Origin of the sequence: Lactobacillus sp. ESL0791 (assembly GCF_029433255.1) — a bacterium.
GTDB lineage: Bacteria > Bacillota > Bacilli > Lactobacillales > Lactobacillaceae > Lactobacillus.
This window is the reverse complement of sequence record NZ_JAQTHU010000001.1, coordinates 368223-380010: the sequence shown is the minus strand read 5'-3', so window position 1 is coordinate 380010 and position 11788 is coordinate 368223. Positions and strand designations below refer to the sequence as shown.

Here is an 11788-nt window from a genome sequence, read left to right as displayed (position 1 = left end):
GTGCGTGAAAACGCACTTATTTTTTATTCACTAATTTAAGGCATTCTGTTACCATTAAGGTACACTAAGAAATAATCTACAAGATAAGAGGTTTAAGCATGAAATTAGGAATCGTCGGCAGCGGCATGATCGTTCATGATTTTTTAACTACCGCAAACCAAATTAAACATTTAGAATTAACAGCCATCTCGACCACTAAGCGCAGCGAAAAAATTGGCCAGGAGTTGGCCCAACAATATCACATTAACAAAACATATACCGATAACGAGCAGCTTTATCGCGACCCGGATGTGGACACAGCTTATATTGCTGTTCCTAACTCACTCCACTATCACGAGGTCAAGGCCGCACTTGAAGCCGGTAAAAACGTCATTTGTGAGAAACCCTACGTTGAAACAACGGCGGAAGCAGCGGAACTGAAAAAATTAGCGGACCAAAATAACTGTATCATTTTGGAAGCAATCACCAATATCCACCTGCCTAATTACAAGAAAATCAAGCAGGCGATTGCGCAAATTGCACCGTTACATATTGCTTCCCTCAACTACACGCAATACTCCAGCCGTTATGACAACTTTTTAAAGGATATCATTGCCCCAGTCTTCGATCCAGCCAAAAAGGGCGGTGCCTTAAACGACTTGAATATTTATAATATTCACTTGGCAGTTGGCCTCTTTGGCAAGCCGGACAAGGTGCAATACTATCCCGTCATGCAGAAGGGTATCGATACTTCGGGGATTCTTACCCTAACCTATCCTGAAATGCAGGCAGCCCTTATCGCTGCTAAAGACAGCTACACAAATCCGCGCTCTTTTATTGAAGGAGAGAAGGGAACCATTTATTTTGACGGAGCAACCGGTGTTCTTGATAACTTTACCGTTGATCTGCGTAAGAGCAAGCCTGAACATTATAACTACAACCAATTTCCGCACCGCATGGCCAGCGAATTTACTGACTTTACCAAAATTATCGATCAGCACGATGTTAAAAGTGCTGACAAGCTTTATGAGCACAGCATGACTGTCATGGAGGTTTTGGCTGCTGCTCACGAATCGGTTAAATAAATTAATTTTTCGCTTCAAAAAAGACGACACCTGTTAATAAAACAGATGCCGCCTTTATTTTTTACTTAAAAATTACTGGCCTTCACAAATTCTGTCGGACTAATTTGAAAATATCCTGTTCCTTGAATCAGAACCTGACCACCATAAGTTTGTACAACGCTGGCTTTCAGCAGCTTTGTATTGCCGCTGCGCTTTCCTGCCGTATCGTAAACATAAGCATTGCGTGTCAATTTACGTTTGTTGCCATTAACGTTGCTGGCAACGACATACTCATTTGTTCCTATCTGCAGGTACTTTTTGCCGTTAATAATCTGCTCGCCGCCAACTATAACCTGAGTGCCGGCCGTTTTTAGGCTTGAAGTAGTTCGCCTGCCCTTTTCATCATAGGTATAAGCATCATGCATCAAGGTTTTGGCTCTACTAGGTGCTTGACTAACCGTATCACTGCTTGTCGTATTTGGATTATTCGGATCTACCGGTGTCGGCTCTGTGCTATTTGGCGTTGGATTGCCTACCGCTCCATTTTGAGCATCATTAGAATTATTGGGCGCTGGGCTTGGATTATCATTAGGAGTATTGGATGGACTTGTATTGCCACCCTGCAGATCATAATAATACTTAATCAACGAATAAAATTTATCCATTGAGTAACCCCACTTAGCAAAATAACCGTCAGGATCGGTATGGTTGGTCCCGCCTAAGAATCTGGTAACTGCATGATGAGACCAAACAGTTCCCTTGCCTGTCTTAGTGGCATTGCTCGGCTTAAGATGATATTTATGAAGCATCTTAGCCGCAAAGATTGCATCGTTATTCACGCTTTTGGCAAAATTAGCACGGCTGCTTTCCTGACAAAGTTCAAGCTGAATAAAGCGGTTGTTGGCTTTCGGTCCCCCGCCCCAGACGCCATACTTTGTGGTCATCATCTGAATGACGCCCTTATGGTCAATAAAGGCATGCACGTACGAATACATGCTGCGCCAAGCACGGTTAAAATAAATTGCTTCATTATAAGCGCTTGCTTTGGGTGTTGCCGTTTCGTGAATAACTATTCCCTCGGGTTTGCCTTTACGGTATTTAATCTTATTGCCGTTAGCATAAAAACAATTATATTTAATACCCTGTGTTTTTAAAATCTTATGTAAATAACTAGTGCCTCCATAGTTATACTTTTTGGCCGCTGCATTAATTGATGCCGCATCTGCTTCTTCATCCGCAAATGCTTGGTTAACTTGGGCAAGCGGGATAAGCAGCATAGTGCTAACAGTAATTGTGGTAACAGCTTTTTTTAACTTCATCTAGTTTTCAATCCTTATCAATAATTTCGAAGTATAAATTTAACTAAAATTAGACTTTTTAACGTATTGTCCAATGCCGATCCGATAATATTTTACCCCATAGATGGTAACCGCACTGCCATAAGTAGCAAGCGACTTACCCTTCTTTTCAATAAGATGATTATCACGGTTGGCATAATCATTGTAAACATAGGCGCTACGTTTCAGAAGACGCATCACGCCATCAATATTGCCGGCAGCGATGTAATGGCTAGCAGCGATGCGGTAATATTTTTTGCCATTAATTGTCTTAGTACCATAGGTAGGAACGATTTTGCCCGTACGTCCAGCCTTAAGGGCTTTGGCGCCCTTTACACGTTTACCCTTGCTATTATAAATATAGGCATTATGCAGCAGCGTCTTATTAGTTTTGGCTACCCCTGTGGGCGCCTGTGAAGCTGGTGGCAAGGCACTATTTAAATCAAGCGAGGAACCGTTAATCCACCCTTGCCCAGAAACATACATCCGCTTGCTGCCATTATAATAAGTAATTGTTTTCGTGACGGTCACATTGGCGCCCTTGGTAACCGAGCCGGTAGTAGCAGAAATTGCGTGGTCAGTTGGCCAAGCGTAAGTCGAGCCGGATTTGGTGACCACATAGCTGGCAGAGACATTGGAAATTTGCGGGTCATATTGAGTAAGATTATAAGCTGTAATGCGCTGGTTCAAAGTTGTATTGTAGTTATGTGCTGTGGCATAGGTTCCGGTTAATGCTTGTGTTGCATCAGAATATGACTTAGCATCTTCAAGCCACGCACCCTTATAGCGCTGCGGTTGCCATGAAACACCCTTACGCAGTTTTTTACCATTATCATCAAACGAGCCTGCGTACGAACCATATTTTCTAAACTTAGCAATAATATAATGACTCTTGCCGTTTTTATCTTCCTCACGGGTCTTTGCCGAATAAGTTGCACCCTGCCAGCTGCTGTCAGCCTTCATGCCAAAGAGATTATTGGCATTAACAGCAAGTCCCGATGTGCCCCAATTGGATTCAACGATTGCCTGGGCAATCATCACCGAGGGATATAAGCCATATTTTTTGGCAGTTTTCTGTGCCAACTTCGCAGCTGTATTTAAAAATTGTGTCTGACTAGCAGTCGTACCTGCTTCGACGGTCGTCACCGTTTCATTAGCAATCAGTTTGTTGGTAACTGGTATGACAGCCGATGATAATAAGGCTGCGGCAGCAAAACCAGTGATAAATCTTTTCTTCATGAATTTCCTCCTTGTCAACATATTCATTGTATCTAGCTAATTGGAGCTAGACAATAGCTAAACGCTAATTGTAGTTAAAAAGTAATATTATCGTGTATTATATTACAAATGACTTTCAATAATCTTCTGCTAATGTTTGACGTAATCTGCACAGCAATTTACGCTTAACGCGTTGCAGTTGCACCCTAGTTAAGTCACATTCAGTGGTCAATGATTTGAGCGTTTTCCCAGCAATGAGATGCTCTTGAAAGATTACTCGTTCTACCTGAGTCATTTGGTCCATTTCCTGTTGTAACACGATTAGTTCGTCCCAGTTAAATATTATGCCCACATTTATTGCGTTCACCAGCTGACAGTTATGTTCATTGAACCGTTGCAAGCGCCGCAAGTGATCGGTGGTATACCAGATAATCTTGCGAAAACTTAAACGATCAATGTCTTTTTGGGATAATTCAGGATGACTTTCTAACATATGCGCGTAAAGACAAATTCCTTCCTGCAGCAGATCCTCATAATTGGCATAATTTGGCCAGATATGAGCACTTTTTAACGCTCCAGCAACTAGTCGTTTATTCTCCCATGCTATTAAAAAATTTCTTTGCTTAATCTTCATTTTGTGACTGTTCCTATTCTTTAGTATTGTCACAAGCGCTTGTGCACTATTAGATTAGCAAAGCATATTTAAATAAGATAATCCAAGTCTGCACTATTTAATGCTAGTTATTGATTAAAAAGCTATCCGATAAGTAAATCTGAAATACAATCAGCAGCGAACTTGTCCTATTTAATCATGGGGTGAAATTTTGGGCACAAAAAAACGGATAATTATCCGTGCCCATAAAAATATTGATTGATTTAAAAGAGATTGTCACCACGCCTAGACAGACGATAGACAAAGTAGTGATCTTCTCTAATAAGTTGGAGTTCAAACAAGTCTGCCATACATTCACCATATTTAAGATATTTATGCTGAAGCACATCGTTCCAAATATCCCTGATTGTAAAAGGCTCGTGAATAAAATGTGGCAAATAATATTCTGCTTTATCCAGCAGTGATTGCGATCGCTTCTTTACCACGTTCCAACCCAAAATATTTTCCAAATGCGCTTGTCCAAGCTGAGAGAGTACATAATTATAATAAAGCGAATCACTGATTTTGCGTTTAATGTAACGCCCGCAATTAACAAACTCAAATGTATAATTAAGCCCATTAATTGGCAGCGACTTGAATTTAACCCGATTTATTTCGCTGACTTGGTAATTAACCATTTGATGAAGTGACAGCCAATCCGTGTTGCCAGTTGTGTAGCCATGAGTAGAAAAATATGCTAAACGTCCTGTTGCCAGAACATAATGTGACTTAAAGTTTAAACGTTGCGCAATTTCTTTTTGAAAAGTGAGTCCAGCAAGAAAGTGGTTTTTAATTAAATCGTTGATTAATGCCTGACTGCTGCGCTTACTCAAAATAATTCCTTGCTCACGGTCAATGACAACACTCTTAAACTGATTTAATAGCGGCTTTCGTTGAAACTCATACAGAGCAAGCATGTTAGAATTTACCTGATAAGATGGATCAATATGAATATACGCGGTTAATTCAGTATCACGTCCAACATGACTTTCAATAAATTCCTTGCTCCAATGACAATATTTTGGGTTTAGTGGTAAAGCAGAGCCTTTACCGAAATTTGTCGTTACAGGCAAACCTTCGTCCTCCTATTCTTAAAACTCGATAGTCTATATTCTAATTATCTACTTCCTTTTCTATTATTATATCATATTACTTTTATAATATCATAGTATTTTAAAAATAAAATATTAATTATTTACTTTACATGCTAAAAATAACAATAATCTTATAAAAGCTTGTAATAAAAGGCTTCAAAATACTTAATTTGTAGATAAAGGCTTTTGTGATAATTATATTTTATTTAACAGCGCAAATGAAATATGGAAGGAGAATTACTTCACTAGAAATTGTCAAGCTTTAACTTTTTGATAAAAATTAAAGTAGCCTTGTGATAACAGTTTGATGGTTGGTAATAAATCAAGGGTAAGCACAAAGTAAACACATATACTTGAAGGCATACAATTAGTAACACAAAAGCGTCAAGATTCTTCCATTCTTGACGTTTCTGTTGCTTAAGCGATTTCTTGGCTTGCAATCTTTTGTTCCCATAGCATGTAATTACTCACATCTTTTCCTTGGAGAAGTTCCCTAATTTCGTCAGCTCCTCTAACAAAAGTTTTAGATTACAAACGCATCTAAGCTATTTTCAGTCGTACTTTCAATTAATGTTAACCAAATTGCATTGGTTTCTACTCCTGTTGCCCATTTGCATAAGAAATGGCATTACCCAAATTCAGCTAGTAGTGTGAAGTGCTCTATAATTGTTAGACATAGAACCAATATTCGGCGAAACTAGAAATAGAAATTGTTACTAAGTAATCTTGATGGGCCAGTTTAGAGACTTTAGCGTATCAGATTAGTTATTCACCTAATATATCTTTAGTCTTAGATATGTTAACCGAACTTAAGGATAACTTACCTAACAATAGCCAGGCTAAACAGTTAATTCTGCATACAGATCAAGGAATACAGTGTCAAAGGTTCAAATTAAAACAAATGAACATCACCCAGAGAATGTCACGCAAGGGACATTGTCATGACAATGCTTCAGACGAGACAATCTTTAACTTAACGAAGCGAGAAACAATTATTCGACTTAAGATTGGCTCTTTAGACAAAATGAAAGAAGTTTTGGCTAAATATGTTTATTGGTATAACAGTATTAGAAGATCAAAAAAATTAAAATACACGACTCCAGTAAAATACCAAAATCGTGTATTAGCAACAATGTAAATTTAAAAATGTTTAATTTTTCGGTACTTGGCGATCAGCCTAAATCTTCTGCTTACACAAAAAAAGCGATGAATTAACATCGCTTTTCTTTATAGTTAAGATAAACTACTTAATTAGAAGTTAGCAACCTTGATGTATTGCTTACCTTCACCAATTCTGTAGTACTTCTTACCATCCTTGAATGTGTAAGGATCGCCATAAACAGTTACAGCTGAACCCTTCTTCATACTCTTCTTACTGTGCTTCTTGCTTGTTGAGTAAACATAAGCATTATGCTTCAAAGTAAGCTTAGTACCATCAATGTTAGTAGCTACTACGTATTGATTGTCACCAATTGCGTAAGCCATAACACCATCGCTTAACGCAACAGGATCACCAGTTACTTGAACATCAGTGTATGAAGCAATTCTCTTAGTACCTACACGTTTATGATCTTTATCGTAAACGTATGAAGCGTGCATAACTTTCTTAGAAACTGAAGCAGCAGGCACATATGAACCATCAATGTACTTAGTCTCAACGTATTGATCAGAACCAGATTTATTAACTCTTGAATACTTAACTCCACTTACAATAATAGGATTTGCATCTGTCTTATCAAAAATAGCAATTTGTGTACCATCAGCAACAGTTGAGCCGTCACCGGTATTCTTTGTTACAGTATTACCATTAATGGTATAAACCGGAATAGATAGACCAGCACCAACTTTAACGGTCTTATAAGTAGCACCAAATTCACCAACAGCAATATTAAATGTAAGAGTGGTCTTCACGCCAGCAAAGTTAGCAACAGTGATACTTACAGGATACTTACCAGCAACCTTAGTATTAACCTTACTTACATCAACATTATCTGCTGTAACCGGAATTTTAAGTGTATTACCATCAGTACCTGTGCCGTCTCCATTTGCACCTCTAGCAGATATAGCAGTAAACTGATCTGCAATTGTTTTCTTATTAACTGTAGCGCCAACTGGAGTATAATACCAATCAGCATTTTCAGCAGCAGTTTCAACACCAGTAGTTAAAGTGTTATCTTTTAAGAACTCGCCAGCTTCACCATATCTAAAGATTGGAGACTTAGTACTCGAATCTTGTTGAGTGAAGTCTAATGTAACTGGTAAGGTCAACGAATTACCATTTGTAAGTGTATAAACAACTTTAACATTTACAGGAGCTGCAGGTGCATCAAAAGTACCATCATCTTTAACTGTAACACCAGCTGTCTTTAAAGCATCCTTAACTGCATCCTCTACTGATGACTTAAAGGATGCAACTGGTTTAGCTGTTGATGCGCTTTGAGTGATATTCATACCAAATGTATAAATAGTACTGCCATTATTCTTACCATCAACAATTTGCTGTGCAATATCAGATACCTTATATGAACTGCCAGTTTTTACAGGAGTTAAAGTAGCTTTTGATATAGTTGTAGCATTAGTACCTGTGCCCGTTGTTACTACAGGGTAACCAGGAAGGCTTGAATCAACAGGAGTAATTTCCTCACTGGCTACATTAATAGGACCGCCGGTACCATTACTGGTAATATTACCATAAGCATCTGAAGTCGCTTGTGCCTTATTTACTGTATACTTTTGACCAGCTGTTAACCCACTTAAGGTGACACTAGGTACATAGACACGATATGTATGGCCTTTTACAAATGTAGTAGCAGGTTTTGCATCAGCTTTTAAAGCAACGCTTCCTTCTGCTACACTGGTAAAGTCAGTTACATCATAAACACCAAACTTACTATTAGAACTACTATCAAATTTAGTTGTACCAACATTTGAAGTTAAGCTGGCACTCACTGTTGAAACTGAGTCACCAACTTTTAAACTAGCTACATTCTTAACTGGAACAGTAACTGTAATATCGCTTGTAGTTGCAGGTGTAGTAGATGATGAGCCACCAGGTATTACGATTGGTGTATCAGCCATTACAGTTGAAACTGAAGTAGCAACAACTGGAGCAACTGTCATTAAAGCAGCAGCAGCAGCGCTAATAATTCTTAAATTTTTCTTCATGTGGTCTTTCCTCCTTGTGTATATACAAAATCGTAATAGGCTATAGGTTCAGCTTGTCAGAGCCTATAATGTACAAAACCCTTCAAGATAAGATTCATGAGTTTATAACTCCCATGAGGTAGTGTATCTCACTGAAGAATCAGCATGCGTACAGGCCTTGCGCCTGAAGCATAGCCCTATTACTTACCACGATTCATATTGTACTAACCTTTTCGGTAAAATGCAAGGCATCTACAAGTTTAAAACACTTTTGTAATAATTTTTTACAAGCATTAAAAGTCTTTTATTTTGCTGATATTGAAAAAGCCTTGCGGCACAACAAAAAGGTTCTCCTAATTAGTAATTGTTTAATTATCGCCTTCTTAAATATCCTCTAATTTTACAAAATTATAACAAAACTGGTCACTTTAGTAATAATAGCTTCTTCAACATTCACTTCTAAACTTGCTGTTGTTTTCGTTCTAACATACAGTCAAGCTACAATTTAAATTCTATTAGTAATATTGTTGTGTTTTGTTACACTGTGCCCTCCCTTACTAATGCTCATTTTCTTTTCTTCCATCACAATGCCCATGCTATAATATTCTTGTAAATTAAGAGAAGACCTAGTGCAAGGCTTTCTTGAACTTACTGGCTCATCCGCTTTAAAGGCGGTGACTGAATTATAATTACTAAAAAGCTGTCTTATAACCTGCCGAAGTTATTGATGAGACAGCTTTTTGCGTTACTTGTTGCGATGATCGAGATATTCGACTAAAGCAATAACAAATGTGCCAAACGTCAACATTAAAATTAACGCCTGAAAAACACTCACGTGCTGCTTCCTCTTTCCGTTGATTTCTTCCATTATCCATAGAAGCCACCGCTTTTGTTGCCCTAATGCTCAATATCGTCAATCAAAGCACATTCATCAAATAAACCATGGTTAGCGGCCATCATAATGCATAGATTATGGTATGATTTTTATAAAAGCAAGCAGACAGCAATGCACTTTTAAAGAAGGTATAAACATGAATAAGATAAAAACAATTAAAAAACTGACTGCAGTTTCAGTTGCATTGATGGCAGCAGGCACACTCGTACCTGCCCTCAATATTAATAGCAACGTCACAGCGGCCAGCAAAAAAGATAAAAACATCAACATTCCCAGCGGTGTGCGCGTTCCCTGGAAGATAGTGCACAGAACAAAAAACATCCCAAAAATTAAAAAATTTACCTTGAAGCGTTTAAAACAATATCATCTAACCGGTAAGCGCTGGAAATCGCCGACGATCACTTATAATGACTCTGCCTTATCCGCTACTCAGCAAAATTTAACCGCGGAGACAGCTGAACAAATCAATCAGCTGAAAATTGTGCACCTTAAGCAGACAACAAAAAAAGCAAAAATCACCATTAAGATTGATGAAGCCGACATTAACCATCCTACTGATGTCGGCAACACATCATTTGATATCGGCACTGATATCCACAAGGGTCTATACAATTATACTCACGCCAAAATTACCATGCACGATAAAATCATCTACCACCAGTTGCAATCGGCAGATGCCCAAAATGGTGAAAGCAGTCCTACCTACCAGCTCTACTTCAAGCATTTTATGGCACACGAATTGGGACACGTCCTCGGCCTGACACATACCGGCAATTTAACTACCAGCACGATGACTTCAAACTTGGTTAATAATGCTTCCGGCACAACCTTGTTAACACCCGATTTTATTCAATCTTTAGCTGTTTTATACGAAAATTAGGCAAGAAGTCCCGCTAGTCATCTAAGAAAATTCCATCTATAATGTAGAATAGATATTAATAAGGAGGAAATTCTCTTATAATGAAAAAATCAACTATTTGGACCATCGTGGCCGTAGTCATCATTGCCCTCGGCGGCGGGATTGCCTATGTTACTCATAATACAGGCAATAATACTGCCTACGGTCAAGCAATGGCCCGCGGCAAAGACGCGGTTGCCAGCAAAGAGTACCATCAAGCAGCCGATAGCTTCGAGCAGGCCGAAAAAATCAAAAATACCAGCGAGGCGCAGGCTTATAAGTCACAGGCTAACGATATGCTGGCTGCAATCAGTGACACCAAAGAAGGCTCCTATTCTTCTGCCCTTTCTTCTGTTAAAAACGTAATCAGTCAGCAAAACGGTTATTCTGTTTTAAAGGAACAGGGACAAAAACTAAAGACAACGATTAGCAATGTCAAAGATAATTACGAGCATGAAATTAAACCGCTGGTTAATGATGCCGAAAAGGCCGAAGAAAACGAAAAATATAGTAAAGCCGTGAACGCTTATAAAAATGTTTTGGCTCTTCCTTACATTAATGGTAAGTATTACGCCAAATATAAGAAAGAAGCTAAACACGGAATCAAGCGCAATAAGCAATTGGCAAAAGAAAATAAAACTAGCACTCCTTCGTCCTCAAACAGCAATAATGCCTCGTCTTCAAGTGGTGGTGACACGGGCAATGCCGGCAAAACCGGCGAAGGTGCGCCTGGTGATCACACAGTCAACGGCAAAACCGTAACACCTGCTGAGATTAAAGAAATTAAGGCGCAGGTAGCAAAAGCAGGTGAAGATGCTAATGCTTGGAGCCCACAGGACCTAATTGACCTGTACAGAAGCAGTAAACGCACTAGTCCAAGTCAAATCACCAAGCAAGATATTGCTAATTATTTAAAGAAGTAATTGTCAGTTTTACCGCTTGACGATAAACAATATTAGCAGCTCAAATACTGCAATAGTTGCTTTTACCCAGTAAAATCGGTAAAATTACTAAAGACTTTTCGATTTTCCATTTTTTAAAAAGGAGTGCACACTTTGACTGACGAAGAAAAGAAGATTACAAGTAACGAACCTGACGTTGAGGAAGAGAAAGAAAAAGAAGATTTTGAAGTTATCATGCCGGAAGCTTCATGGACAACCATGGATGCCGAAGAATTTAAAGAGCAGCCAGAAGAATTAAAGGTATTCGCCAACTTTTATATTTCCCAATTCTCCCAACGCGATTTAGAAATTATGGATGCTTATGATACCTCATCAAACACGGTTGACATCAATCACTACCTGCTTGATAACATTCATTTCACCCGTAAAAATTTGGTAAAGCATGCATTGCAATATCATGATTACAATTTCCAAAGTTTGCTAGATGAAATTGCAAAAAAGGATAAAATTAATCCTAAGGAAATGACTTCCTATGAGGACTGGAATACCTGGTACGAAAAACGCCGGCGTGAAATTCCAAATTCTTTGTCATAATTCACTTGCGT

At 38.6% G+C, this 11788-nt stretch carries 10 protein-coding genes and 1 pseudogene; 5 read left to right on the top strand and 6 right to left on the bottom strand.

Translation table 11 applies throughout. From position 1 onward, the window contains the following. Window positions 1-98: 98 nt before the first annotated feature. Window positions 99-1064, top strand: a complete 966-nt coding sequence (locus PT285_RS01890; protein ID WP_277147448.1) for a Gfo/Idh/MocA family protein — start codon at window positions 99-101, stop codon at window positions 1062-1064. 65 nt (window positions 1065-1129) lie between these two features. Here the strand turns inward: PT285_RS01890 and PT285_RS01885 are convergent, their stop codons facing one another. From PT285_RS01885 to PT285_RS01870, 4 genes are all read right to left on the bottom strand, one after another. Continuing rightward, a complete protein-coding gene (locus PT285_RS01885; protein WP_277147446.1) occupies window positions 1130-2362 on the bottom strand; it encodes an SLAP domain-containing protein in 1233 nt (410 codons plus the stop codon). Between the two features lie 39 nt (window positions 2363-2401). After that, window positions 2402-3619, bottom strand: coding sequence for a glucosaminidase domain-containing protein (locus PT285_RS01880; RefSeq protein WP_277147444.1), 1218 nt, complete (start codon window positions 3617-3619; stop codon window positions 2402-2404). A gap of 115 nt (window positions 3620-3734) precedes the next feature. Next, window positions 3735-4232, bottom strand: coding sequence for a sigma-70 family RNA polymerase sigma factor (locus PT285_RS01875; protein WP_277147442.1), 498 nt, complete (start codon window positions 4230-4232; stop codon window positions 3735-3737). Between the two features lie 242 nt (window positions 4233-4474). Then, a complete protein-coding gene (locus PT285_RS01870; protein WP_277147440.1) occupies window positions 4475-5323 on the bottom strand; it encodes a hypothetical protein in 849 nt (282 codons plus the stop codon). A 754-nt stretch (window positions 5324-6077) separates the two neighbouring features. Between PT285_RS01870 and PT285_RS01865 the strand changes: the two are divergent. Further along, window positions 6078-6482: pseudogene (locus PT285_RS01865) on the top strand (transposase); the annotation flags it as partial. Window positions 6483-6595: 113 nt separating this feature from the next. Here the strand turns inward: PT285_RS01865 and PT285_RS01860 are convergent. Then, window positions 6596-8509 (bottom strand): SLAP domain-containing protein, encoded by a 1914-nt coding sequence (locus tag PT285_RS01860; protein WP_277147438.1) that lies wholly within the window; start codon window positions 8507-8509, stop codon window positions 6596-6598. Between the two features lie 724 nt (window positions 8510-9233). Next, window positions 9234-9356, bottom strand: coding sequence for a putative holin-like toxin (locus PT285_RS11405; protein ID WP_374211453.1), 123 nt, complete (start codon window positions 9354-9356; stop codon window positions 9234-9236). A 163-nt stretch (window positions 9357-9519) separates the two neighbouring features. On the opposite strand from PT285_RS11405, the gene PT285_RS01855 reads away from it, so the two are divergent. From PT285_RS01855 to PT285_RS01845, 3 genes are all read left to right on the top strand, one after another. Then, on the top strand, window positions 9520-10263 hold the full coding sequence (locus PT285_RS01855; RefSeq protein WP_277147436.1) for a matrixin family metalloprotease: 744 nt from the start codon (window positions 9520-9522) through the stop codon (window positions 10261-10263). A gap of 80 nt (window positions 10264-10343) precedes the next feature. Then, window positions 10344-11204, top strand: coding sequence for a hypothetical protein (locus PT285_RS01850; protein WP_277147434.1), 861 nt, complete (start codon window positions 10344-10346; stop codon window positions 11202-11204). A 132-nt stretch (window positions 11205-11336) separates the two neighbouring features. Next, window positions 11337-11777, top strand: coding sequence for a hypothetical protein (locus tag PT285_RS01845; RefSeq protein ID WP_308203011.1), 441 nt, complete (start codon window positions 11337-11339; stop codon window positions 11775-11777). The last annotated feature ends 11 nt before the right edge of the window (window positions 11778-11788 follow it).

Excerpts from the sequence above, each read along its gene's own strand:
- PT285_RS11405 (WP_374211453.1), bottom strand. The coding sequence starts at position 9,356 with ATGGAAGAAATCAACGGAAAGAGGAAGCAGCACGTGAGTGTTTTTCAG.
- PT285_RS01890 (WP_277147448.1), top strand. The coding sequence starts at position 99 with ATGAAATTAGGAATCGTCGGCAGCGGCATGATCGTTCATGATTTTTTA.
- PT285_RS01860 (WP_277147438.1), bottom strand. The coding sequence starts at position 8,509 with ATGAAGAAAAATTTAAGAATTATTAGCGCTGCTGCTGCTGCTTTAATG.
- PT285_RS01875 (WP_277147442.1), bottom strand. The coding sequence starts at position 4,232 with ATGAAGATTAAGCAAAGAAATTTTTTAATAGCATGGGAGAATAAACGA.
- PT285_RS01855 (WP_277147436.1), top strand. The coding sequence starts at position 9,520 with ATGAATAAGATAAAAACAATTAAAAAACTGACTGCAGTTTCAGTTGCA.
- PT285_RS01885 (WP_277147446.1), bottom strand. The coding sequence starts at position 2,362 with ATGAAGTTAAAAAAAGCTGTTACCACAATTACTGTTAGCACTATGCTG.
- PT285_RS01880 (WP_277147444.1), bottom strand. The coding sequence starts at position 3,619 with ATGAAGAAAAGATTTATCACTGGTTTTGCTGCCGCAGCCTTATTATCA.
- PT285_RS01850 (WP_277147434.1), top strand. The coding sequence starts at position 10,344 with ATGAAAAAATCAACTATTTGGACCATCGTGGCCGTAGTCATCATTGCC.